The organism is Enterobacter sp. DC1, assembly GCF_000568075.1.
Taxonomy (GTDB): domain Bacteria; phylum Pseudomonadota; class Gammaproteobacteria; order Enterobacterales; family Enterobacteriaceae; genus Enterobacter; species Enterobacter asburiae.
In genome coordinates, this window is the sequence record NZ_AZUA01000006.1 from 136,926 (window position 1) to 161,930 (window position 25,005).

A 25,005-nucleotide genomic window follows, 5' to 3' on the forward strand; every position below is an offset into this window, starting at 1 on the left:
CACCTTCACCGTAAACGATCCGTTAAGATTGACACAAATAGTTGCATTTGCGCCATCTTAAAAGGTGGAAACATCAGCAGGTCTTAACTGCCGAACCAGATCGTCGCAGATACCGCAGGCAGCGCCAGCACGCCGTCCTGTATCGTCGCCTTGCCCTCTTTGCTCTTCCACGCAGCCACCTTCAGCAGCGGTGAATCATCCAGCACCACTTCGCAGGCCTCGCCCCGGTTGATCGCCACCAGCACGCGCTGCTGGTTATAGACGCGAGCAAAAACCACCACGTTATCGTGGGCGTACACCACCTGACAGCCGCCGTAGCGCAGGGCGAGACTTTGCTTACGCAACTTCGCCAGGCGCTGATACAGGCTGAACAGCACCTTATCCTGTTTCGCTGGCTCCCACGGGAAGGTTTTGCGGCAGAACGGATCGTTGTTGCCGTCCAGCCCCACTTCGTCTCCATAATAGATGCACGGCACGCCCGGCCAGGTGAAGAGCCAGGTCACCGCCAGCGGCAGACGCGCCACATCCTTGCCGAGCAGGGATTTAAAGCGGGCGGTATCGTGGCTATCGAGCTGGTTGAACATCCGCAGCTGCTGCTGATGGGAAAGACCGGCGCGATAGTTCTCCATCCATGCCATGCAGGTTTCAGCGTCGATATGATTCGGATCGTAGGAGATATCGGTGTTAGCGAGGAATCCCCACAGCGGGAAGGTAAAGCCGCGATAGTTCATCGCCGCATCTTCCGCATCGTTCTGCAGCCACTGGCGCGCGTCGCCAAAGTGCTCGCCAAAGACGAACGCCTCCGGCTGGGCCGCTTTTGCCGAGCGCGCGATCCCGGCGACGTGCTGAAGGTTATTCCGCGCCCCGCCCGCTTCACCGAGCATATGCACCACGTCCAGGCGCCAGCCGTCCATATTCCACGGCGCCTTTAGCCAGTGACGGACGATGCTGTCCTCGCCGCCGTAGATTTCATTCACGAGCGTCGACGACTGGAAATCCAGCTTCGGCAGGCTCGCGTAGCCCAGCCAGTCCAGCGCACGGCCCTCCTCGTTAAAGCTGTACCAGTCGCGCTGCGGCGAGTCCGGGTTATGACATGCCCCGCCCATCGACTGGTTATGGCGATCAAACCAGGCGTGCGAATCTCCGCTGTGGTTGAACACGCCGTCCAGAATCAGGCGCATGCCTTCGTTTTGAGTGTTCTTACGCAGGCGCAGCAGCGCCTCGTCACCACCAAACTGCGCGTCAACGTGGCGATAATCTTCGGTATCGTATTTGTGCACGCTCGGGGCTTTAAACACCGGGTTGAGATACAGCGCCGTCACGCCGAGCTTTTTCAGGTACGGCAGCTTTTCGCTGATGCCGTCGAGATCGCCGCCGTAAAAGGTCGATCCCCCAGCCTGCGCCGTCACCGGGTCATCCCACGCTTTCATAATGACGTCGTGACCCGCCGCGTGGTGGTAATAAACCTTATCCTGCTGCGCGGTGCGCTTTTCGCTGCGCGCAAAACGGTCCGGGAAAATCTGGTAAAACACCAGATCGTTGACCCACTGCGGGCCGTTATCCGGATAATCGACCGCAAACTGCTCCAGCCGTGCGGGCGGGAAACGGCTAAACCCCTGCGGGGTAAACCACAGCTGGCGGTTATTCCACAAAAGCTTAAAGCTGTAACGGCGGCGAGGCTGCCCAGTATTCAGGTCGATATTAGCCCGCCACGCCGTGATCCCCGGCTGCGGCTGGCTGCGCAGCCTGTGCATTTTCAGCCCGGTCTCTTCGTTATCTATTTCGGCGCGGAGCGTCACGCGTTCAGGCTGATTTTCCCCCGCCAGCCAGAGCGTAATCACAAGGTTGTCTTTGTTTTGCTTAACAAATGGGGCAACCGGAAGGTGCCAGGCGTTTAACATCACGAATCCCCTCTGATGAAATTGACGTCACCTTGCCACAGGGTGGTTAAGGATAGCTCACCATGACGTGATTTATTGGGGGAGGAGGACGGGGGAGGAGGAAATAATGCCCGCACGGACGGCTCCCTCTCCCTTGAGGGAGAGGGCTGGGGTGAGGGGGAAACATGCGGCTATTGGGGTAATTCCGTTCACTTCATGTTCCTTGCTACTCTGTAATGCCATGGCCTGTGAACGTGCCAGGGTGGCTCAGTCGCCACCACCCTGGCGACCCGGGCTCCCGGCGGTAAATCGCCGCTTCGCGGTGCCCTCAGCTTATTCCTTCAGGCTATCGGGTCGGGCATGAGCCTGCATCCCTGCAGGCCACGCCCTCTCGGCGCATCCCTGCGCCTCGCCCCGGCCTTACGGAAACGCTTCGGCGATTTACAGCCGGACCAGGGCATCGCTGTAAGCCATTCACTTTCCTGAAACCACATGCATCGCTTCAGGTTAAAAATTGCCTGGCAATCCCCTTCCACGGAACAAGTAATACAAAGATTACTGCGCTTCCGCCAGCTGACGGTCGCGGCGGCATTTAAACACCCAGCCCACCAGCAGCAGGACAATCCACGCGCAGCCCACGTACAGGGAAATGCGGGTATCCGGATGGTAGCCAATCAGGCCAATGATAAACATCAGGAAGATCAGCCCGACGACGGTCGTCGCAACGCCGCCCGGTACTTTGAACTTCAGCGCTTTCGTCTCATCCGGCGACAGACGACGGCGGAACGCGATCTGCGACAGCAGGATCATAATCCACACCCACACCGTCGCGAAGGTCGCCAGCGATGCGATCACCAGGAAGACGTTCTCCGGCATGATGTAGTTCAGGTAAACCGAGAACAGCAGCGCCACGGTCATGACCACTACCGTCACCCACGGCGTGCCGCGGCGTGAGGTTTTGGCGAACACCTTCGGCGCGCTGCCCTGCTCCGCCATGCCGTGCAGCATACGGCCCACACCAAAGACGTCACTGTTGATCGCGGAGAGCGACGCGGTGAGCACCACAAAGTTCAGAATGCTGGCCGCAAAGGCAATGCCCATATGCTGGAAGGTCAGAACAAACGGGCTACCGTTGGTGCCGACCTGGTTCCACGGATAAATGGACATAATCACGAACAGCGTACCCACGTAGAACACCAGAATACGCATCGGCACCGAGTTGATGGCGCGCGGAATGGATTTCTCCGGATCTTTCGCTTCCCCGGCGGTAATACCGATAATCTCGATGCCGCCGTAGGCGAACATCACCATCTGCAGCGACATGACCATCCCGAGCCAGCCGTTGCTGAAGAAGCCCCCGTTGCTCCAGAGGTTATGGATGCCGGTCGGCTGCCCGCCGTTGCCGATTCCCCAGATGATGATGCCGAAACCGGCGAGGATCATGATGATAATGGTCGCGACTTTAAAGAAGGAGAACCAGAACTCCAGCTCGCCAAACACCTTCACGCTCATCAGGTTGACGGCGCAAATGATCAGCACCACGCTCAGCACCCAAATCCAGTGCGGCACCGCCGGGAACCAGACGCCCATATAGATGCCAAACGCGGTCACGTCGGCAATCGCCACAATCAGGATTTCAAAGCAGTAGGTCCAGCCGGTGATAAACCCGGCCAGCGGGCCGAGGTTTTCCTGCGCATAGCGGGAGAAGGAGCTGGCGGACGGGTTGTGAACCGACATTTCGCCGAGGGCGCGCATGATGATATACGCCGCCACGCCGCCGATGATGTACGCCAGCAGAACGCTAGGACCGGCCATTTTGATGGCATCTGCCGAGCCATAAAAAAGACCGGTGCCGATAGCAGAGCCCAGCGCCATAAAGCGGATGTGGCGCGTGCTCAATCCACGTTTAAGTTTGTTAGTGCTTTCCATTTAAATCTTGCCATTCAACACGAAAAAACAAAAAACCACGGGGCCTTAAGCCCCGTGGTTAAACAGTTTGTTGCCGTTGATTAATGAGCGTTCGATGCGACCTGACGCCCTGCAGCACGGTCCCAGATAATCGCCAGAACCAGTGCAACAACGGTAGGCATCAGCCAGGCCAGACCCTGCTCGGACAGCGGCAGACGCTGTGTCCATGCCGGCAGTATGTGCGCGAAAGCTGATGCTTTAATCCCGTCAAGGATACCAAAAATCAGGCTGATAAACATGGCTGGCGCAATAATTCGTGAAGAGTTGTTCCACCACGGGCGAGTAAAGCTCAGCACCACCAGCACGATACACGGCGGATAAATCGCCGTCAGCACCGGAATCGAGACCTGAATCAGGTGGCTCAGACCGAGGTTGGACACCGCCATGGAGAAGATACCGAGGATAAACACCAGGGTGCGGTAAGAGAGCGGCAGATACTGCGCAAAGAACTCTGCGCAGGCGCAGGTCAGGCCAACCGCCGTCACCAGACACGCCAGGAAAATCAGCGCTGCCAGCAGCATACTGCCCGCACCGCCGAAGGTGTGCTGAACATAGGCGTGCAGGATAGCCGCACCGTTGGCGTTCTGGTCAACCAGCATGGCGCTGTCGGAGCCCAGACGGAACAGCGCCAGATAGAGCAGCGTCAGACCCACACCGGCCATCAGGCCAGCCCAGATGGTATAGCGGGTCAGCAGGCGCGCTTCGGTCACACCGCGGGAACGCGCGGCGTTAACGATAACGATACCAAACACCATCGCGCCCAGCGTATCCATCGTCAGGTAGCCGTTCACAAAGCCGTTAGAGAACGCGGCGTTTTTATAGGCGTCCATCGCGTCGCTAATCGGGCCCGCTGGCCAGACGATGGCCGCAACCGCCAGAACAATCAGCGCCACAATTTTCAGCGGAGCCAGGAAGTTACCCACGGTATCCAGCAGCTTGCCCGGATAGAGGGAAACCAGAATCACGATTGCGAAGTAGATCAGGCTGTAGATAAACAGCGGCATCGCACCGTCACCGCTCAGGGGAGCAATACCCACTTCGAAGGACACGGTTGCCGTACGCGGGGTCGCAAACAGCGGGCCAACGGCCAGATAGCAGACGGTTGCCAGCAGAACGCCCGCCACTTTGCCAATCGGGGTGCTGAGGCTATCCACACCGCCGCCGACTTTCGCCAGCGCGATGACGGTCAGAACCGGCAGACCCACGGCAGTAATCAGGAAACCAAACGCGGCGGTCCAGACGTGTTCACCCGCCTGTAAGCCAACCATTGGAGGGAAAATGATGTTGCCTGCGCCAACGAACAGCGCAAATGTCATAAAGCCCAGCGCGATGATGTCACGCGATTTTAAGTGATGGGTCATAAAACCTTACTGCCTGTGGATGTGGTGTTGAAAACATTGAGATTTTCGATATCCCTGACGGGACGATACAGCCGAAAATTTGCTCAATTTCAGCGGGAAATGCTCCCGTCCTGGCGTGGAGAAGAATAGTTTTTCGATTTACCACGCAAATACAGTCGGTCTGACAGTATCTGGGGCGCAATTTAAACGCTTATAACGTTTAAAGGCAAGGTGGGATCGTAAAACCAGAACAATATGCCAGCATGAAAATACACCTCAGAACAATACGCTATTTATAAGAAAAACCCATGGCTAATCATGCGAACAAAAAACAGCCAGCCGTATAAAATTCATCCGCGTTTCGCTTGACTGCAAAGCAAACGGGCCAGCTGACGCTGACCCGTGGAAAGGTAAAATGACACGCCTGCCGTCAGGCGATCTTTTTGGCAATTAATCGTTCCGGAATAACGAAGCTGAAACGGGTTCCTTTACCCAGCGTGCTCTGAATATCGAGACGGCTTTCATGGTGATTTACCGCGTGTTTCACAATCGCCAGCCCCAGGCCGCTTCCGCCTGTCTGCCGGGAGCGCGCTTTATCCACACGGTAAAAGCGCTCGGTCAGGCGCGGAATATGCTCAGGCGCAATTCCCGGCCCGTTGTCTTCCACGCTAAACTCAGCCCCCGTTGGGGTATGATGCCAGCGCACCACGATATCCGTTCCCTCCGGCGTATGATTCACCGCGTTATACACCAGGTTGGAAATGGCGCTACGCAGTTCATCTTCGCTGCCCAGCACCTTCAGCGTATTGTCGACCTCAAAGGTCAAGTGATGCTTTTTGTGGCTTAGCGTCTGCGCTTCACGCTCAACGACCCGCAGCATCATCGGGACATCAATGGTCTCATTTAGCGCGAGCGTTGGCGCCGCTTCAATCTTCGAGAGCGTCAGCAGCTGCTTCACCAGCCCTTCCATCCGGTGCGTTTGCTCGCGCATGGTGTGCAGCGCTTTTTCACGCGGCGCGCCTTCAAGCGTTTGCTCCTGCATCATCTCCAGGTAGCCCTGAAGCACGGTCAGCGGGGTACGCAGTTCGTGACTGACGTTGGCGAAGAAGTTGCGACGCGCCCCTTCCAGCTGGTGCATCTGGGTAACATCGCGCGCCACCATTAGCCACTGCTTATCGCTGTAGGGCATCACGCGGATTTCCAGATGGCGACCATTATTGAGCTTCAGATTATGCGGGCGGGTAAAATCACGTTTTTTCAGATACAGCGTGAACTCGGGATAGCGCAGAAGGTTGAGGATATTCTGACCATTATCATCGGGCCAGCGCAGGCCCAGCAGCTGTTGCGCAAGGCCGTTACACCAGAAGATCGTCCCTTCTTCGGTCGTCAGAATAACGGCATCCGGCAGCGACTCTGCACCGCTGCGAAAACGCTTAATCAGGCTTCCCAGCTCGCGGCGACGCTTTTTATTACGCATCTGCATCTGATGCAGACCGTACAGCAGCGGCTCCCAGCTGCCGCTTCCCGGCGGCGGCGTCATACTTCGGTCAACCCACAGCCACCAGGAGAGGCGCAGCAGGTTCCAGAAATGCCAGATCAGCAGCCCGGTGACCGACGCCAGCAGAAACCACGGCAGGTGTCCAAGAAAGGCCCCCAGAAGGAAGGCCGGAATACAGCATAAGATCAGTTCAAAGACGAGCCTTTTCCATGACAGACGTTCCAGCACGCGTCACACTCCTGTCATTGTTCAGAAACGGGTAGAAAAACGATAACCCGTGCCGCGGACCGTCTGCACCATGCGATCGTGGCCGCTCAGTTCCAGTGCTTTTCGCAGGCGGCGAATATGTACGTCAACCGTCCGGTCTTCGACATACACGTTAGTTCCCCAGACGTTATTCAGCAACTGCTCGCGGCTGTAAACGCGTTCCGGGTGGGTCATAAAGAAGTGCAGGAGTTTAAATTCGGTAGGCCCCATGTCGAGGGGATTTTCACCGGTCATCACGCGGTGTGAGGTGGGGTCAAGGCTCAGCCCCTGCATCTCAATCACCTCTTCCACCGCCATCGGCGAAATTCGGCGCATCACGGCTTTAATGCGGGCAACCAGCTCTTTTGGGGAGAACGGTTTAGTAATGTAATCGTCCGCGCCGGTCTCCAGACCGCGAACGCGATCCTCTTCTTCTCCGCGCGCCGTAAGCATCACAACCGGGATGTCGCGGGTCAGCGCCTCACGCTTCAGGTGTTTGATAAACTGCAGTCCGGAGCCACCGGGCAACATCCAGTCCAGCAGAATCAGATCGGGCCAGGGTTCATTCAGCTGGTTCACTGCGCTGTCATAATCTTCCGCTTCAACCGGCTGGAAGCCGTTTTGCTCAAGCACGAAGCACACCATTTCACGAATTGGAGCTTCATCTTCTACGACCAGAATACGTCTCGCCATACTTTGCCCTGTCTTATCTTATTTAAGTTACAAGTTTGTAATTCGGCGCCATTATGCGTCAGATTTATGACAGATTTATGAAAAACAGTACCACGATAACAGGCAAACCGTTGTTTTATTACAGCGGTTATTTTCCCGTCTCTGAACGTTTATAATCCTGCTTTCTCTTTTTTGCCACGGATCAGCTATGCGCATACTTCACACCTCGGACTGGCATCTGGGTCAAAATTTTTACAGCAAAAGCCGTGCGGCTGAACATGAAGCGTTCCTGAACTGGCTGCTGGAAACGGCCCGGACGCACGAGGTGGACGCGATTATTGTAGCGGGTGACATCTTTGATACCGGCTCGCCCCCCAGCTATGCGCGTGAACTGTACAACCGCTTCGTGGTGAATTTGCAGCAAACCGGCTGTCATCTGGTGATTGTCGCCGGCAACCATGATTCCGTCGCGACGCTCAATGAATCCCGCGACATCCTGGCATTTCTCAATACCACCGTCGTCGCCAGCGCCGGGCACTCCCCGCAGATCCTGAAAAAACGCGACGGCACGCCGGGGGCGGTGCTGTGCCCCATTCCCTTTTTACGGCCGCGCGACATAGTGCAAAGCCAGGCGGGGCTGTCGGGTGCGGAAAAGCAGCAGCATCTCCTGCAGGCCATCACCGCTTATTATCACCAGCAGCACGCCGATGCCTGCGCCCTGCGCGGCGACCAGCCGATTCCGGTGATTGCGACCGGGCATCTCACCACCGTCGGGGCCAGTAAAAGTGACGCGGTACGTGACATCTATATCGGCACGCTGGACGCCTTTCCGGCGCAAAACTTCCCGCCAGCCGACTACATTGCGCTCGGGCATATACACCGGGCGCAGATCGTCGGCGGCAGCGAGCATATCCGCTACTGCGGCTCGCCTCTTTCGCTCAGCTTTGACGAAACGGGCAAAGCCAAATCCGTCCATCTGGTGAGCTTCTCCGACGGTAAACTCAGCGCGGTAGAGACGCTGGAGGTGCCCGTCACCCAGCAGCTGGCGGTGCTTAAGGGCGATCTCGACGCCATTACCGCCCAGCTTGAGCAGTGGCGCGGTGCGGCGCTTAACCCGCCCGTCTGGCTGGATATCGAAATCACCACCGATGACTATCTGCACGATATGCAGCGAAAAATTCAGGTGCTGACGGAAGATTTGCCCGTCGAAGTCTTACTGGTTCGCCGCAGCCGCGAGCAGCGCGAGAAAATTCTGTTAAGCGCTCAACGCGAAACGCTCAGTGAGCTGCGGGTTGAAGAAGTGTTTGAACGCAGGCTCTCGCAGGAGGAAATTGACGACGCGAAGCGCGCAAGACTCAGCGAACTGTTCAGCCATACCCTGCATGCGCTCAATGATGAGGAAGAAAACGCATGAAAATTTTGAGCCTGCGCCTGAAAAATCTCAACTCCCTTAAGGGCGAGTGGAAAATTGACTTTACCGCGGAGCCGTTTGCCAGCAACGGTCTGTTTGCCATCACCGGCGCGACCGGGGCAGGTAAAACCACCCTGCTTGACGCCATCTGTCTGGCGCTTTATCACGAAACGCCGCGACTGCAGAAGGTTTCTCAGGCGCAAAACGACCTGATGACGCGCGACACCGCCGAGTGCCTGGCGGAAGTGGAATTCGAGGTAAAAGGCACCGCCTACCGCGCCTTCTGGAGCCAGAACCGGGCGCGCAACCAGCCGGACGGAAACCTGCAGGCGCCGCGCGTGGAGCTGGCGCGCTGCGAAGATGGCAAAATTCTGGCCGATAAAGTGACGGATAAACTGGAGCAAACCGCTGCGCTCACCGGGCTGGACTATGGCCGCTTTACCCGCTCCATGCTGCTCTCACAGGGGCAGTTTGCCGCCTTCCTTAATGCCAGGCCGAGCGATCGTGCCGAGCTGCTGGAAGAGCTGACCGGCACCGAGATCTACGGCCAGATTTCCGCCATGGTGTTTGAGAAACACAAAGCCGCCCGCAGCGTGCTTGAAAAATGCGAGGCGCAGGCGGCGGGCGTCGTGCTGTTGAGCGAAGAGCAACAGCAGCAGTTGCAGCAAAGTTTGCAGGCGCTTACTGACGAAGAGAAAATCCTGCTGGTTCAGCAGCAAAGCCAACAGAAAGATTTTCAGTGGCTTACGCGCCATGATGAGCTCGTACTTGAGCACCAGCGCGTCACCGCGATGCAGCAGCAGGCGCAGCAGGCGCTGACGAACGCTGCGCCGGAGCTGGCAAAGCTCCAGCTCGCACTGCCCGCCGCCCAGCTTCGACCGCTTTGGGAGCACCAGCAGGAGCAAACCGCGCGTCTGACGCAAACCCAGCAGCGAATTATCGAAGTAAATACTCGCTTACAAGCCAAAACCGCGCTGCGCGCGCGGATCCGTCATACCGCCAAGCGGAATCATGAGCATCTTCAGACCGAACTGACGGCGCTGGCGCAGTGGCTGGCGGAGCACGAGCGCTATCGCCTGCTGGGACAGGAGATTGCCGGCTGGCGTGCCCAGTTCTCGCAGCTTAACCGCGACAAAACGCAGTTAGCCTCGCTTGCTGCGCGGATGAGTGAATTACGCAACAGGCTGGCTGAGATGCCGGAAAATGCGCTGACCCTGACGGCGGATGAGGTCAGCGCGGCCATGGAGCAGCAGTCCCGGTCACGCACGCTGCGCCAGCGGCTAACGTCGCTGCATGCCCGCTATCAGCCGCTGCAAAAGCGCCTGCGCCAGAGCGGCGAAAGCGTGCAGAAGGCCCAGGCCGATCAAAATAAACTTAATGAAACGCTGACGCTGCGCCGCCAGCAGTACAAAGAGAAACACCAGCACTATCTGGACCTGAAGGCCCTGTGCGAACGTGAAGCGACGATTAAAGACCTGGAAAGCTATCGTTCCCGGCTTGAGGCGGGCAAACCCTGTCCGCTTTGTGGCTCCAGCGAGCATCCCGCCGTTGAGCAATACCAGTCTCTTGAGCTTACGGATAACCAGCGCCGCCGCGATGCCCTGGAAAAAGAGGTCGCCGCGCTTAAAGAGGAAGGCCTGCTGGTGCTGGGACAGGTTCATGCCCTGACGCAGCAGATCCAGCGCGAGACAGACGAAGCGCAGACTCTCTCTCAGGAAGAGCAAGCGCTCACTAAAGAGTGGATGGAAGCCTGCGCTTCCCTGAACATCGCGTTGAATATTCAGGAAGATATCGCGCCATGGATGAACGAGCAGGAACAGTACGAGCGCCAGCTCTATCAGCTCAACCAGCGTCTGACCCTGCAAAACCAGCTGAACGAGCAGGAAGTGCAGGAGCGACAGCATCAGCAGCAGCTGACGGCCGCGCGCCAGGCGCTGGAACACACCCTGCTCTCGCTATCGCTTAACGTACCGGAAGACGGTAATGAAGCCGCCTGGCTGCACGCCCGCGAAGCGGAATTCGCGCAGTGGCAGGAGAAACAAACGCAGCACGGCGTGCTTCTGGAACGCATAAACGCATTGAAGCCGCTGCTCGACACGCTTCCGGACACGCACAGCGAAGAGGCCGAACCGGCCATTCCGGACGGCTGGCGCGACGTGCACGACGAATGCGTGTCGCTACAAAGCCAGCTCACCGCGCAGCAGCAGCAGGAAAAGCTGGAGCAAGAGCGACTGCAGCAGTCCCAGACGCAGTTCACCGCGGCGCTCGCAGCGAGCTGCTTTGCCGATCGGGACGCGTTCCTTGCCGCCCTGCTGGATGACGACGCTATTCGTCGCCTCGAGCAGCTGAAGCAGTCGCTGGAAAACCAGATACAGCAGGCTGCGGCCCTTTGCGGGCAGGCTAATCAGCAGCTGCAGGCTCATCTGGCGCTGCGGCCGGAAGGGCTCAACGCAGATGCTCCTGCGCTGCAAAGCCAGCTGCAGCAGCTGGCGCAACGGCTTCGCGAGAACACGACGCATCAGGGCGAGATCCGCCAGCAGCTTAAGCAGGACAGCGATAACCGTCAGCACCAGCTGGCGTTGATGCAGCAGATTGAAGAGGCCGCGCGCCAGGCGGACGACTGGGGTTATCTGAACGCGCTGATCGGCTCCAGCACCGGCGACAAGTTCCGTAAATTCGCGCAGGGGCTGACTCTGGACAATCTCGTCTGGCTTGCTAACCAGCAGCTTAACCGTCTGCACGGGCGTTATCTGCTGCAGCGTAAGGCCAGCGACGCGCTGGAGCTGGAAGTGGTCGATACGTGGCAGGCGGACGCGGTGCGCGATACCCGCACACTCTCGGGCGGCGAAAGCTTCCTGGTCAGCCTGGCGCTGGCGCTGGCCCTTTCCGACCTGGTGAGTCATAAGACGCGGATCGATTCCCTGTTCCTGGATGAAGGGTTCGGCACGCTCGACAGTGAAACGCTGGATACCGCGCTGGATGCGCTCGACGCGCTGAACGCCACCGGGAAAACCATCGGCGTGATCAGCCACGTTGAGGCGATGAAAGAGCGCATTCCGGTGCAGATCAAGGTGAAGAAGATTAACGGGCTGGGTTATAGCAGGCTGGATAAGGAATTTGCGGTGGGCTGAATGGTAGGTCGGTGCGGTCTGATGCCCTCACCCTGGCCCTCTCCCACAGGGAGAGGGTAAAAACACCAAAAACAGCAACTTGCGTTGCTGTTTTGCTTTTACCTTGCCTCACCCTGGCCCTCTCCCACGGGGAGAGAGTACAAACATCAAAAACGGCAGCGCAAGTTGCCGTTTTGCGTTTATTCCGGCCACAACCACGCCGCGCCGCGCACGCCGCTGGAGTCACCGTGAAGAGCTTTGCGGATCGGTGTTTCGCACTCGCCGCCGAACACCCACTGTTTCACCAGGTTCGGTACCGTGGTGTACAGCCGGTCGACGTTGCTCATGCCGCCGCCGAGCACAATCACGTCCGGATCGAGAATATTCACCACGTGCGCGAGGGATTTCGCCAGCCGCATTTCGTAGCGGCTAAGGGCCAGCTCGGCGACCGGATCCTGCTCTTCGACCAGACGCATAATCTCGTTGCCCCTGAGCGGCTGCCCGCTCAGGCGGTGGTAGTCGGTCGCAAAACCGGTGCCGGAGATAAACGTCTCAATACAGCCCTGCTTTCCGCAGTAGCACGGCACCTCAGCGCGGTATTTAAGCTCGTCTTCATCCATCCACGGCAGCGGGTTGTGTCCCCACTCGCCCGCGGTGCCGTTGCCGCCGATATGGGCGCGCCCGCCGAACGCCACGCCCGCTCCGCAGCCGGTACCGACGATCACGGCAAACACGGTCTGAGCACCGGCCGCCGCGCCGTCGATGGCCTCAGACACTGCCAGACAGTTGGCGTCGTTGGCCAGACGCACTTCCCGGTTCAGACGTTGGCTCAAATCTTTATCAAACGGCTGACCGTTGAGCCAGGTGGAGTTGGCATTTTTAACCACCCCGGTATAAGGCGAGATCGACCCCGGGATCCCCATCCCGACGCTGCCGGTTTGCCCTGTCGCCTGCTCTGCCATCTCAACCAGGCTGGCAATCGTCTCGATAGTCTGGTGATAATCATCGCGCGGCGTCGGCAGACGGTGGCGGAACAGCTGCTCCCCCTGCTCGCTCAGTGCGATGACTTCTGTTTTGGTGCCGCCCAAATCGATCCCAATACGCACAAGACTCTCCTCATTATTTTGATTATCAACAGAGTAGAAGCACGCTTCCCGATTAGCAATGCAAGCGATGCGACAATTCGTTATCATGCCCGCTGATTTAACGACAAGGCCGTGGAAATTATCATGCTGTGGTTCAAAAATTTGATGGTTTACCGTCTCAGCCGCGACGTTTCGCTGCGTGCAGAAGAGATGGAAAAACAGTTAGCCGCTTATACCTTTTCCCCTTGCGGTAGCCAGGATATGGCGAAAACCGGCTGGGTTCCGCCAATGGGTTCACAAAGCGATGCACTGACCCACGCCAGCAGCACGGGTCAAATCATCGTCTGCGCTCGTAAAGAAGAGAAAATTCTGCCGACGCCGGTCGTCAAGCAGGCGCTCGAAGCGAAAATTTTCAAGCTGGAAGCCGAACAGGGCCGCAAGCTGAAAAAGACCGAGAAAGATTCGCTGAAAGACGAAGTGCTGCACTCCCTGCTGCCGCGCGCCTTCAGCCGCTTCAGCCAGACCATGATGTGGATCGACACCGTCAACGGACTGATCATGGTGGACTGCGCCAGCGCCAAGAAAGCAGAAGATACGCTGGCCCTGCTGCGTAAAAGCATCGGATCTTTACCGGTCGTTCCGCTGGCGCTTGAAACGCCGATCGAGCTGACGTTGACCGAATGGGTACGCAGCGGTGCTGCTGCACAGGGTTTCCAGATCCTTGATGAAGCAGAGCTGAAAGCCCTGCTGGAAGATGGCGGCGTGATCCGCGCGAAGAAGCAGGATCTGGTGAGCGACGAAATCGCCGTACATATCGAAGCGGGCAAAGTGGTCACTAAACTGGCGCTCGACTGGCAGCAGCGTATTCAGTTCGTGATGTGCGACGACGGCTCCGTGAAGCGACTGAAGTTCTGCGACGAGCTGCGCGATCAGAACGAAGATATCGACAGAGAAGATTACGCCCAGCGCTTTGACGCGGACTTCATCCTGATGACCGGCGAGCTGGCCGCGTTGATTCAGAATCTGGTGGAAGGTCTCGGCGGCGAAGCGCAGAGATAACAGGCAAAACGTAGGCCGGGTAAGCGTGAGCGCCACCCGGCTTATTTTTTATTTCAGGTAGCGGCACAGATAAGAGGTAGGTTCAGCGACCTGCAAATGGAACTCGCTGTGGCCAGGGACGTTGAAAACTTGCCCGGCAGCGTAAACTTTCCATTCCGTTTCACCCGGCAGTAAGACGTTCAGCGCCCCGCTGACGACCGTCATTTCTTCAGCTTCCGCCGTGCCAAAGGTGTATTCCCCTTCCGCCATAACGCCGACACTGGCGCGACCAGTGCTGCTGCTGGTAAAACCAATGGATTTCACTTTACCGGAAAAGTATTCGTTACTTTGAAGCATGAACTGGCCCTTATATTTATAGATAAAAATTCACTATAGGGGCCATGCTCATCACCTGTCACGCAAAATCATTACACGAGGAGTTCCGAGGCCAGGCGGGCCATCAGAACGTTGGATAACAGCACGGGGACATCCAGCGCTTTTTGCAGCAGATCACGATGATGCTGGTGGAAACCGAGGCAGTCGAGGATCAAGACATCTGCCCCTCTCTCAAGCAGTTCCTTCCCGGCAGCTATGAGCTTGGCCTCACTGTCCCAGAACGGATTTGCCAGCGCGTACAAGGGCACTTTTTCCAGCACGTGCCACTTTGCCTCCTGGTTATCCATGAGCTCCTCAATGGGCACAATCACCCCCACCTGATGACCATCCACGATGGAGGCCACCAGCGGTGGAATGATCCGCATCGGCTCCAGCAAAATCGCATTACGCGCAGTGAGGCCCTTAATGGGCGCGGTACTCATCAGCAAAATAACGTCATAACCTTGATTATCGAGCACTTCAATCACGCCCTGCAGCGAGCGCTCGATTTTCTGCCGTGAAACATGCGCCAGTTTACCGTCGCTTAATAACGTCGCCAGGGGATCCTCCCCCGCCTCGACAGCGTAGTCTTCCATGACCTCTTCCCGACTCATCTTCCCCAGCAGGCTAAGATGCGTTATCTGTTGTTCAGATACATGCTCGGTTAAGAGCGGTAACACTTCGCTTACAGGGACCACACCAATGGTGAGGATCGCCAACGTTGCCTTCATCTTGATCGCCTTCCATTACTCCAACATCGTGCACACAGGTACAGGCTCACTACGCTGCACAGTTCATTTTTTCAACAAAACAGCACCAAGCGTAGCAGGTGATCCCGACATCGAAATGTAAAGATCGCCTGCCGATACCGGAGTTACTTGTAATAACTAAATATTAACTCCTGCTTAACTTTTCCGATGAGTAAAAAGTGTGATTCAGGCACGATATTGGAGCGTTTAGGAAAACATTCAGGTTTTATCGGGATCTTCGTAGCGCCGTTTCGCGTCCAGCGCTTCCTGTTCAGTCTCGTGTTCACTGATCAGCGAGTCCGGCTTGGGGTGATCGGCACGCAGTTGATACCAGGTCACGGTATGACCCGTATGGCCTTTTTCAACGGTAACAATGCGCGCTTCACGCGGATAGGGAGGTCTGGTTGGCATAGCTCATCCTTTTTTTATGTCTGAGCTATAAGTATAGACGCCGGTTAGCTGGCACAAGCCAAACGCAGGGCGGTAATAATCTGAATCACAACGTCTTCGGGAGAGGCTGACGCATCCACCACGTGGTGAGCCGCTTCGCGGTATAGCGCATCGCGTTCGGCCAGCACTTCACTCACCTCTTCGCTGAGCGGCCTGGAGGTCAGCGCGGGACGTTGCCCCTCTTCCGGAAAAGCTTCCAGACGCCCTACCAGAGCCGACACCGGCGCGCTGAGATAAATCACAATCCCCTTTTCGCGCATAAAGTGGCGATTACACTCCGCCAGAACAATACCACCGCCGGTCGCGATCACGGCTGACGGGGTAGTGACCGCTTTCAGCGCGGCGGTTTCGCGCGCGCGAAAGCTCTCCCATCCCTCTTGCTCAACGATCTCAGCGATGGTTTTTCCGGCCTCGGTTTGCAGCCAGTGGTCGGTATCAACGAACTGGCGATGACACACGCGTGCCAGCTCCAGGCCAACGGTGGTTTTCCCACAGCCGCGGGGGCCAACTAAAAAGATGGGTTGGGTCATGCCAGGTGTTCCCCTTGATGCCGAATGGCTGAAGAGTGTAAAGAAATAATTGCAGAAGATGTTGCGATTACTTTACTGCAAAGCGGTACGGGATGACAACCCTGTGGAGGCCACACTGTACCACAAATTGACAATAATTATCATTACGCAGTGCGGCGCTTCACTTCCAGCAGCCATTTATCCAGTTCGGCAGCAAACTGCTGACGGTCGCGCTGGGAGAGGCTGTCCGGTCCACCGGTCTGCACGCCGCTGGCCCGCATCGTATCCATAAAATCGCGCATGGTGAGCTTTTCCCGAATGGTCGAAGGCGAGTAACGCTCCCCGCGCGGATTAAGCGCCGCCGCCCCTTTCTCCAGCACTTCGGCAGCCAGCGGGATATCCGCCGTGATCACCAGATCCTCCGCGCTGCACAGGCGAACAATTTCGTTATCCGCCACGTCGAACCCGGCCGGCACGCGCAAAGAGCGGATGAACCGCGAAGGCGGTACGCGGATATTCTGGTTCGCCACCAGCGTCAGCGGCATCTGAACGCGCTCGGCGGCGCGAAATAAAATCTCTTTAATCACGTTCGGACACGCGTCCGCATCAACCCAAATCGCCATATTGTCTCCCCATAATGACTCTGCCGACTATTGTCGCCTGCATTTCGTTGTTAAGCTATCAATCAGAGAAAACAACGCATAATGACGGAGAATCGTGATGGACAAGAAAATCGGGTTTATCGGCTGCGGTAACATGGGCAAAGCCATCCTGGGCGGTCTGATCGCCAGCGGGCAGGTGCTGCCGGGTCAGATTTGGGTCTATACCCCGTCACCGGACAAGGTTGCCGCGTTGCGCGATCAATACGGGATCAATGCTGCCGAAAGCGCGCAGGAAGTGGCCCAGGTCGCCGATATCGTCTTTGGCGCCGTCAAGCCAAACATCATGATCAAAGTGCTGAGCGATATCACCTCCAGCCTGAATAAAGAGACGCTGGTCGTGTCGATTGCCGCAGGCGTCACGCTCGATCAGCTGGCGCGCGCGCTGGGTCACGATCGTAAAATCGTCCGTGCGATGCCTAACACCCCCTCGCTGGTCAATGCCGGCATGACCTCCGTCACGCCTAACGCGCTGGTGACCACGGAAGAAGTGGCCGACGTGCTGAACATTTTCCGCTGCTTCGGTGAAGCAGAAGTGATTGCCGAATCGATGATCCATCCGGTGGTCGGCGTGAGCGGCTCAGCCCCTGCCTATGTTTTCATGTTTTTAGAAGCGATGGCCGACGCCGCCGTGCTTGGCGGAATGCCGCGCGCGCAGGCGTATAAGTTCGCCGCGCAGGCCGTCATGGGCTCCGCCAAAATGGTGCTGGAAACCGGCAAACATCCGGGCGAGCTGAAAGATATGGTCTGCTCTCCGGGCGGTACCACCATCGAAGCGGTGCGGGTGCTGGAAGAGCGCGGATTCCGCTCGGCGGTCATTGAAGCGATGGCAAAATGCATGGAAAAATCAGAGAAGCTGAGTAAATCCTGATAATCGCCGTCGGGCGTCAGGCCGCCACTTCGGTGCGGCCGCGCCCGGCATTTTTCGCCTTGTACAGCGCCACGTCAGCCGCCTTCAGCCATTCCCGATAGTGTCCAAACTGCGGTCCCCAGGGGGCAACGCCTACGCTGATGCGCAGCGCTTCTTTTGGCGCGCACGGTAACCTCAGGTTTTCCAGCCGCTCATGCAGCCGCGACATCACGGCGATGGCGCTTTCCGCCGCTGTCTGCGACATGATCACCGCAAACTCATCCCCGCCAAACCGGCCGATCGCATCGCCTGACCGCACTGACCGCTGGAGCTGGCGCGTAATAGCAACGATCGCCTCGTCGCCCACGTCGTGCCCCCAGGTGTCGTTGATGTTTTTAAAGTGGTCGATATCAATCAGCAGTATCGTGGCGGTGCTGTGGTCGCGCCGACAGTGCTCAAATTCATTTCGCAGCAGCATTTCCCAGTGCCGACGGTTAAAGACCCCGGTCATCCCGTCTCGTGTGCTCATCATTTCCAGCCGCTGCTTATGTTCCGCAAGCCTGACGGCGGTCCGGTGGCTGAGCCAGGCAAACAGCATGGGATAAAGCATGAGTACGGGCAGCGTTAGGCTCCACTCTATGGGGTCGGGGTTGAAGACGACTACCTTCCCGGCGAGTGGCAGGGTCACCAGCGCGGAGAGCAGCGTCAACGCAATCCCCGGGATGAACAGACGACAGCCGCCAGAGCCCATCATATTCATCCCTACCATCATCACCAGCGCTGCCGTGGGTAACGCATTCATCCCCATCACGCCGATCCAGAGCCCGGCAATAATGGCATCGATTTTAAGATTGAAAATTTCCTGCTGATGGGGTGAAGCGGCACGGCAGGACAGCTGCCAGGCAAAATGGGGCCAGACGAAGGACCACCCCACCAGTAAAAGCCACCAGCCCCCGGGTAAAAAATGGGTGACCAGCATCCCCGCAACGGGGAAAAACATTGCCGCCAGCCCGACGGCGCGCGCCAGCCGGACTCGCCTGGCAAACTGAATGCCAGCGCGGTGAGGGTCATCCTGAGAAAGGGTTAAATTCCACTCTTCCCGAATGCGCTTTTTGTTGTAATACGTTTCATCATTCATCATTTTTGGGAATATTCTGAAACATTTTCCCAAATTATAGAGAGGGGGTCTGCGGGGAAAGTATGAAATTTCGGGTGAGCCGCCGGAGCCGCTCACCCGTTAGAACTACACTTTTTTCTTCAGGCAGGCACTCATGAACTTGCTGCGGTCGTCCCCTTTCAGGGACTGCTCGGTTGCTTTCGCATTACACTCGCGCATTTTTTGCTGCTGCGGCGTCAGGCTTTTTTCAGCCGGTTTCGCGGCGCCGTTTTTAAGGCAGTCGCTCATGTAGGTCTTGCGAGCATCTCCCTTCAGACTCTGAGACGTCGCCTGTTGATTACAGGTGGTCATACGCTGTTGTTGCGGCGTTAGCGTTTTCTCTTCCGCGTTCGCCGATGCGATCAGGAACAGGCCAGAGAGCAGAGTAACCAGTAATGTTGTTTTCATTGCACCATCCTTTTGTGAACATTCCCTGTAAGTCTGGTTCGTGACAGGAAAAAAACCACCCGGCAGATGTGATTTCCGCCGGGATTTTATTATTTAAGGCCCAGCGCCGCCTTCATGGTGTAGAACAGATCGGTTTGATCGGTCAGGCCTACCACGTTTGCCGCGTGCGGACCGTAGGCTGCAATGCGCAGCTGGGTGCCGGTATGCTCCATGGACTCTTCTTCAGAGTTGCCGTAGCTCAGCACCATGACGGCGCCATCTTTGGTATTCAGCGCCTGCGTCAGGCCCGGGGCTTTGGTATCTGGCGGAATGATCTGGCTGGCGTGGGCATGGTCCGCGGTGACGATCACCAGGGTGTTGCCGTCTTTTTTCGCGAACTCAAGCGCCTTCTGCACCGCTTCGTCCAGATCGACGGTTTCGCCAATCTGACCGCACGGATTCGCCGCATGATCCTGCTTATCGATCGACGCGCCTTCCACCTGCAGGAAGAACCCTTTTTCGCTCTTGCTCAGCAGTGAGATGGCTTTATCGGTCATCGCCGCCAGCGTCGGTACGCTGTCAGTGCGCTTCGGGTTAGGCGTACAGGTTACGGCAGGTTTATCGATATTGCCGTGATATGAGGCTTTTGGTCCTTCCCAGCGCACGGGCATGTTGCCGTCAGAGAATAGCCCCAGCAGCGGTTTGTCCTGGTTCGCGTCGGTGATGGCTGACAGCGAATTTGCGTCACTCACCAGCTGATAGCCGCGGGCCTGCGCCTGCTCGCGCAGCGTTTTGCCCTGCCACTCGCCCGCCGTCGCGGTTTCTGCGAAGGTTTTCGCGCCGCCGCCCAGGGTCACGTCAGGACGCGCGTTCAGCAGCTGTTCCGTAATCGAGCCTTTGCCGCCTTTTTCCAGCGCGTTTGTTGGGCATTTTTCGCTGGTCACTGACGGGCCGTAGCATTTACGCGAGGTCACGTGCGCCACCAGCGCCGCTGGCGTTGCATCCTGAAGTTCAGCGGTGGAGACGTTGCCGGTCGCAAGGCCTGCCGCTTTTGCCATCTCCAGAAGGGTTTGGTGATCTTTTTCGTGAATATCCACACCCAGCGCGCCATTATAGGTTTTCACGCCGGTGGACCACGCAGTGGCTGATGCCGCGGAGTCCGTGACGTAATCCGGTTTACCGTTTTTTTTATCCAGCGCGTAATGGGTATATTGTCCGGTCAGCGGTAATGCGTCGATGCCTTTAAAAAAGCCGCCCGCCCCCTCGGCGTAATTTCGCGCCGCCGTGATTTCGGAATCGCCCATTCCATCGCCAATCAGCAGAATAATATTTTTCGCCGGCTTATCATTCAGCGAAGCGCGAATAGCGGCAGTTTGATCTTCTGATAAACGGCGTGCGCCTCCAGGCTGGGTGATATCCCCTTTTGCCGCGCGATTATCCAGCACGCTGGTTTGGGCAGTATCTGCATAAACGGCAGGGGTAATTAACAGGGGAAGTAATGCGATGAAAAGTGCGCTCTGTTTCAATTTATTTTCTCCATGTACAAATACATAAAAATAAAAACAGAGCGACTATAGGCATCCTGCATGACAATTCTATGACACGTCGTTACGTCCTGTGACGGTTTAGCTGCGCGGATGCCTTAACAGCTTCTTTACGTACTGGTGGAGCATCTCGGCATCCTCAACCGGAACCTGCGATTCAGGCCTGACGCTGTCCAGCGCGCCTTCCACGCTTTCAATCAACGCCTGTTGATCGGTTTTCGCCATTTGCCGCAGCAGCGCGGTGACCACAATTTCCAGCGCTTCGACCTGGGCTACCAGCTCTTTTGACTCCTCTTCCTTTTGTGCCAGCTTGACCAGCAATTCAGCAATGAGATTTTTCATCGTGCCAGTTCCTTTTTCAGTTTTGTCTGAAGTTAGCATTCTGAATCCATAATGCAAAGAGAAGAAATTTATTATGGTATGCAAAAGTGATGCAGGAATGAAAATAAAGGACCGCCGCGGTAAGCGAAACGTTTTTCTATAAAGAAGCGCCGCAATTTGTTATATAAAAATGCGGCTACCATAAGAATATATAATACATCAGCGAAACGATTATCTCGACGATTTCGCTTCCGCCATTTGTCTGCGGCGACGCAGCGCAATAGCCAGCTGGATAATATTGATTAAAACGACAATCGCCGTGGCGGCAAATACCCAACGAAAACCGGCCATCGCGGAAACGGATGCGCCAATAAGCGGACCGGCAACATTCCCCAGATACATAAATGACTGGTTATATCCAAAAATACGCCCCGTCACCTGGTCGCTGGAATATTTAACCAGCAGAGTTTGTACCGCAGGCAACATTGCGCCATCAGCAAACCCGAGCAGAAATCGCAATACGCCAAGCTGAAGCGGAGAGGTGACAAACGACATCGCGAAGAAGAGCACGACCGCAAAGATCAGCGTCGCCATCAGGATGCGCGCCGTGCCGATCCTGTCACCCAGTTTTCCCAGGCGCGGCGCGGAAATCAGGGCGGATACGCCCGGCACGGCGGCAATCATGCCGCTCAGAAAAGCGATATTTGTACTTTCCGGCTCCATCGACTTGATAAACAGCGCCAGAATCGGACCGACCGAACCGTTACAGAGCTGGATAACCATAGTGGTCACAAACAGGCTGATCATCAGTCCCGGATAGGGCAGCGAGGCGAATACGGCCTTGCCGCTCAGGCGTTCAGATTTACTGATCACCGGGCGGCCTCCCTCTTTGATAAGAAAGAGCGTGACCAGAAAACTGACCACCAGCAGGATCGCGGTGATGATAAATACCGCGCGCAGCCCGACGTGATCCGCCAGAAAGCCGCCCAGCAGCGGACCGCCGATGACGCCGCTGATCTGTGCCGTGGAGAGCGTACTCAGCGCCCAGCCGCTGCGCTCGCGCGGCACCTGAGAGGCGACCAGCGCCATGGCATTCGGAATGTACCCGGACGTCAGCCCCATCACAGCGCGCAGGAAAAACAGCTGCCAGACGTTGGTGGCGAAGGCCTGGAGCAGAATGGCAATCGCCATCCCGAGCGAGGCGCGCAGCAGCATCAGTTTTCGGCCTTTCCGATCCGCCAGGCTGCCCCACATCGGTGACACAATGGCGGAGACCAGAAACGTGACGCTGAACGTCAGGCCGGACCACATGGAGAGCGCTTCATGCGAAGTCACCCCCAGCTGCGAGACGTACAGCGGCAGGAACGGCAGGATCTGGCTGATGGCCAGCCCGGTAAAGAAGCAGCCGAACCAGACCGAGATGAGATTAACTTTCCAGGATTCCATAAAGAAATAGTCTTCATTTTTAGGCGAATTCGCCTACAGATTAGCAAGTTACGCGTTTTGACGTCGCACCAGAGATGCGGCCTGACTGACTTTGGTGTTTTATCTTCCCAGTCATCATATTTGTGAAATAAGTCACAATTCATCCATTTTCTGGCGGAATATTATGCTTCACCGACAGAGTCCGAAACCGCGCATTCCCAGATGAAAATGGTTGGCATGCGCCGCGTTATACTCCGGCCCCAGGCCGTTTCCGTAGTAGCCGCAGCTTGCCGCCAGCATGGCCTTCAGCCATGGCTGCGTTGTTGCCGCCTTCCAGCCGTTCAGCACCGTGACGCGTTCCCCGTTCGCCAGACGAAAAGCGGCGATATCCAGCGCCTCAGCCGTGGCATGTTCACTGCGTCGCGCGTCAGGACGGTGGTAAATATTGCGGCAGGCAAAGCTGCCGAGATGATCGATGCGCGCCAGGTCGCTGCCCGTATAGCGTTTTGTCAGCGGCCGGGCCTGCTGGCTGATAAACAGTGCAGAGCTGAGCGCCAGCGGACAGCTGGCAAGGAAACTACTGTTGAGGCTGACCGGGCCAAAATCACGCACGCGTACGACGTTGTTAAGCGGACACGCGCCGCCGCTGTCGGCCACCGGCTGGGTGCGGATGAGATCTCTTTGGTTAGCCTGCGAAAGCAGGCTTGCGCACGCCTCGGGGGTTAGGCGCCGAAGCTTATACTGGGTGATACGGCCTGGCGGGTCGTCAAGCGTCAGTGGCATAAAAGGGTTGTAGTAAGGCGGCAACCAGCGGTAACCCACCGTTGCAACGGCCACAATGATGAAAACGGTCAGCAGCGTTTTTCCTTTCACTCTCCCCCCTCAGCATTCCCCAAAACATTATGGCAGAAGGCCGCGAAACCCGCCGGGCATCGTGGTATGTTATTGGCTTTTCGTCAGACTGGAAGAGAGTGAGATGGCTAAGCAGCGCGTAGGTATTGTCTTTGGGGGAAAATCAGCTGAGCACGAAGTGTCATTGCAATCGGCCAAAAATATCGTTGATGCGATCGATAAAAGCCGTTTCGACGTGGTGCTGCTGGGCATTGATAAACAGGGCCAGTGGCACGTTAACGATGCCAGCCAGTATCTGCTGAATGCTCACGATCCGGCGCACATCGCCCTTAATCCTTCGGAAGTGAGCGTCGCCACCGTACCCGGCGTCGTGAAGGGGCAGCTTATCGACGCCGGCAACGCACAGGCTCTCGCTCAGATCGACGTTGTCTTCCCTATCGTTCACGGCACCCTGGGCGAAGATGGTTCCCTGCAGGGGATGCTGCGCATGGCCAATCTGCCATTCGTCGGCTCGGACGTCCTCGGCTCTGCCGCGTGCATGGACAAAGACGTCACCAAACGCCTGCTGCGCGATGCCGGGCTGAACATTGCGCCATTCGTGACCCTCACCCGCGCCAACCGTGACAAGCACAGCTTCGCGCAAATTAGCGGAGAGCTAGGTCTGCCGCTGTTTGTGAAGCCGGCAAACCAGGGTTCCTCCGTGGGCGTCAGCAAAGTCACCAGCGAAGCAGAGTTTACGCAGGCCGTCCGTCTGGCGTTTGAGTTCGACCATAAAGTGGTGGTTGAGCAGGGCATTAAAGGCCGTGAAATTGAGTGCGCCGTGCTGGGCAACGATTTCCCACAGGCGAGCACCTGCGGCGAAGTGGTGCTAAACAGCGATTTCTACTCGTACGACACCAAATACATTGATGACAAAGGCGCGCAGGTTGTCGTTCCTGCGGATATCGATCCGGCGATTAACGATAAGATCCGGGCGATCGCCATTCGCGCTTATCAGACGCTCGGCTGCTGCGGCATGGCGCGCGTGGATGTGTTCCTGACGCCGGAAAACGAAGTGGTGATCAATGAAATCAACACGCTGCCGGGGTTCACTAACATCAGCATGTATCCGAAACTGTGGCAGGCCAGCGGTCTGAGCTACCCGGAATTGATTACCCGCCTGATCGAACTGGCGCTGGAGCGTCACGCCGCCGACAGCGCGCTTAAAAGTTCCGTAAACGGTTAATCGGCGCGCTTCGCCGACTCCGCCTCATCCGCTGTCGTCTCTTCAGGACGACGGCGGATAATCAGCCCCGCCAGCCAGAAACTTATCACCCAGGTCACCAGCCCGACGGCATACGTTTGCCACCCTTTTGCTTCAAACCCCAGCAGGCCCACGACACCGTTAAGAATAAAGATCAGCCCGATAGCAAAGGCGTAGTAGTGCCAGTCACGGCGTAGTTTGGACGTGAGCTTCATAACAACTCCGGCAGGAAAAAAA

23 protein-coding genes are annotated in these 25,005 nt (G+C 57.0%); 5 read left to right on the plus strand and 18 right to left on the minus strand.

What is annotated here, in order from left to right:
- Positions 1 to 83: 83 nt before the first annotated feature.
- The 5 genes from malZ to phoB form a co-directional block, all read right to left on the minus strand.
- Positions 84 to 1,901 (minus strand): maltodextrin glucosidase, encoded by a 1,818-nt coding sequence (malZ, locus tag P346_RS05325; protein ID WP_032661567.1) that lies wholly within the window; start codon positions 1,899 to 1,901, stop codon positions 84 to 86.
- Positions 1,902 to 2,435: 534 nt separating this feature from the next.
- A complete protein-coding gene (proY, locus tag P346_RS05320) occupies positions 2,436 to 3,809 on the minus strand; it encodes a proline-specific permease ProY (RefSeq protein ID WP_032661570.1) in 1,374 nt (457 codons plus the stop codon).
- Between the two features lie 80 nt (positions 3,810 to 3,889).
- Positions 3,890 to 5,209, minus strand: coding sequence for a branched-chain amino acid transporter carrier protein BrnQ (gene brnQ, locus P346_RS05315; RefSeq protein ID WP_032661573.1), 1,320 nt, complete (start codon positions 5,207 to 5,209; stop codon positions 3,890 to 3,892).
- 409 nt (positions 5,210 to 5,618) lie between these two features.
- The gene (gene phoR / locus P346_RS05310) at positions 5,619 to 6,914 is read right to left on the minus strand and encodes a phosphate regulon sensor histidine kinase PhoR (RefSeq protein ID WP_032661575.1); all 1,296 of its coding nucleotides are present in this window, start codon (positions 6,912 to 6,914) and stop codon (positions 5,619 to 5,621) included.
- A gap of 21 nt (positions 6,915 to 6,935) precedes the next feature.
- Positions 6,936 to 7,625, minus strand: a complete 690-nt coding sequence (gene phoB, locus P346_RS05305) for a phosphate response regulator transcription factor PhoB (RefSeq protein ID WP_008503265.1) — start codon at positions 7,623 to 7,625, stop codon at positions 6,936 to 6,938.
- 187 nt (positions 7,626 to 7,812) lie between these two features.
- Here phoB and sbcD point away from each other — a divergent pair, with 187 nt between their 5' ends.
- Both sbcD and sbcC read left to right on the plus strand, forming a co-directional pair.
- The gene (sbcD, locus tag P346_RS05300) at positions 7,813 to 9,018 is read left to right on the plus strand and encodes an exonuclease subunit SbcD (protein ID WP_032661578.1); all 1,206 of its coding nucleotides are present in this window, start codon (positions 7,813 to 7,815) and stop codon (positions 9,016 to 9,018) included.
- Complete coding sequence (sbcC, locus tag P346_RS05295; RefSeq protein ID WP_032661581.1) at positions 9,015 to 12,146, plus strand: exonuclease subunit SbcC; 3,132 nt, start codon at positions 9,015 to 9,017, stop codon at positions 12,144 to 12,146. The genes sbcD and sbcC overlap by 4 nt, the downstream gene beginning before the upstream one ends.
- A 179-nt stretch (positions 12,147 to 12,325) precedes the next feature.
- Here the strand turns inward: sbcC and mak are convergent, their stop codons facing one another.
- Positions 12,326 to 13,231: a fructokinase gene (gene mak, locus P346_RS05290; protein ID WP_032661583.1), complete on the minus strand. Its 906-nt coding sequence runs from the start codon at positions 13,229 to 13,231 to the stop codon at positions 12,326 to 12,328.
- 123 nt (positions 13,232 to 13,354) lie between these two features.
- On the opposite strand from mak, the gene rdgC reads away from it, so the two are divergent.
- Positions 13,355 to 14,269: a recombination-associated protein RdgC gene (gene rdgC, locus P346_RS05285; RefSeq protein ID WP_023310540.1), complete on the plus strand. Its 915-nt coding sequence runs from the start codon at positions 13,355 to 13,357 to the stop codon at positions 14,267 to 14,269.
- A 48-nt stretch (positions 14,270 to 14,317) separates the two neighbouring features.
- On the opposite strand, the gene ppnP is transcribed toward rdgC, so the two are convergent.
- The 5 genes from ppnP to P346_RS05260 form a co-directional block, all read right to left on the minus strand.
- Complete coding sequence (gene ppnP, locus P346_RS05280; RefSeq protein ID WP_008503270.1) at positions 14,318 to 14,605, minus strand: pyrimidine/purine nucleoside phosphorylase; 288 nt, start codon at positions 14,603 to 14,605, stop codon at positions 14,318 to 14,320.
- A 71-nt stretch (positions 14,606 to 14,676) separates the two neighbouring features.
- Entirely contained in the window at positions 14,677 to 15,354 is a 678-nt protein-coding gene (locus P346_RS05275) for an AroM family protein (protein ID WP_032661586.1), read from the minus strand.
- Positions 15,355 to 15,591: 237 nt separating this feature from the next.
- Positions 15,592 to 15,783, minus strand: coding sequence for a protein YaiA (gene yaiA / locus P346_RS05270; protein ID WP_032661588.1), 192 nt, complete (start codon positions 15,781 to 15,783; stop codon positions 15,592 to 15,594).
- Between the two features lie 44 nt (positions 15,784 to 15,827).
- Positions 15,828 to 16,352 carry a shikimate kinase AroL gene (gene aroL / locus P346_RS05265; protein ID WP_029739752.1) on the minus strand — a complete coding sequence of 175 codons (525 nt, stop codon included), beginning with the start codon at positions 16,350 to 16,352 and terminating at the stop codon, positions 15,828 to 15,830.
- A 143-nt stretch (positions 16,353 to 16,495) separates the two neighbouring features.
- Complete coding sequence (locus P346_RS05260; protein WP_010428006.1) at positions 16,496 to 16,954, minus strand: YaiI/YqxD family protein; 459 nt, start codon at positions 16,952 to 16,954, stop codon at positions 16,496 to 16,498.
- A gap of 97 nt (positions 16,955 to 17,051) precedes the next feature.
- On the opposite strand from P346_RS05260, the gene proC reads away from it, so the two are divergent.
- Positions 17,052 to 17,861: a pyrroline-5-carboxylate reductase gene (gene proC / locus P346_RS05255; protein ID WP_024906789.1), complete on the plus strand. Its 810-nt coding sequence runs from the start codon at positions 17,052 to 17,054 to the stop codon at positions 17,859 to 17,861.
- Positions 17,862 to 17,877: 16 nt separating this feature from the next.
- Here proC and adrA read toward each other — a convergent pair whose 3' ends face one another.
- The 6 genes from adrA to P346_RS05225 all read right to left on the minus strand — a co-directional run bounded on the left by adrA (position 17,878) and on the right by P346_RS05225 (position 23,546).
- Positions 17,878 to 18,981 (minus strand): diguanylate cyclase AdrA, encoded by a 1,104-nt coding sequence (gene adrA, locus P346_RS05250; protein ID WP_032661591.1) that lies wholly within the window; start codon positions 18,979 to 18,981, stop codon positions 17,878 to 17,880.
- 102 nt (positions 18,982 to 19,083) lie between these two features.
- Entirely contained in the window at positions 19,084 to 19,404 is a 321-nt protein-coding gene (psiF, locus tag P346_RS05245; protein WP_023310534.1) for a phosphate starvation-inducible protein PsiF, read from the minus strand.
- Between the two features lie 89 nt (positions 19,405 to 19,493).
- The gene (gene phoA / locus P346_RS05240) at positions 19,494 to 20,909 is read right to left on the minus strand and encodes an alkaline phosphatase (protein WP_032661594.1); all 1,416 of its coding nucleotides are present in this window, start codon (positions 20,907 to 20,909) and stop codon (positions 19,494 to 19,496) included.
- 99 nt (positions 20,910 to 21,008) lie between these two features.
- Positions 21,009 to 21,269: an anti-adapter protein IraP gene (gene iraP, locus P346_RS05235; protein WP_024906786.1), complete on the minus strand. Its 261-nt coding sequence runs from the start codon at positions 21,267 to 21,269 to the stop codon at positions 21,009 to 21,011.
- 210 nt (positions 21,270 to 21,479) lie between these two features.
- Complete coding sequence (locus P346_RS05230; protein ID WP_029739748.1) at positions 21,480 to 22,694, minus strand: multidrug efflux MFS transporter; 1,215 nt, start codon at positions 22,692 to 22,694, stop codon at positions 21,480 to 21,482.
- A 168-nt stretch (positions 22,695 to 22,862) separates the two neighbouring features.
- Positions 22,863 to 23,546: an extensin-like domain-containing protein gene (locus tag P346_RS05225; RefSeq protein ID WP_032661596.1), complete on the minus strand. Its 684-nt coding sequence runs from the start codon at positions 23,544 to 23,546 to the stop codon at positions 22,863 to 22,865.
- 103 nt (positions 23,547 to 23,649) lie between these two features.
- Here P346_RS05225 and ddlA point away from each other — a divergent pair, with 103 nt between their 5' ends.
- Positions 23,650 to 24,750, plus strand: a complete 1,101-nt coding sequence (gene ddlA / locus P346_RS05220; protein ID WP_029739746.1) for a D-alanine--D-alanine ligase — start codon at positions 23,650 to 23,652, stop codon at positions 24,748 to 24,750.
- Here ddlA and P346_RS05215 read toward each other — a convergent pair.
- Positions 24,747 to 24,983 carry a DUF2754 domain-containing protein gene (locus P346_RS05215; protein WP_023334666.1) on the minus strand — a complete coding sequence of 79 codons (237 nt, stop codon included), beginning with the start codon at positions 24,981 to 24,983 and terminating at the stop codon, positions 24,747 to 24,749. The two genes, ddlA and P346_RS05215, sit on opposite strands and share 4 nt — an antisense overlap.
- Positions 24,984 to 25,005: the final 22 nt, after the last annotated feature.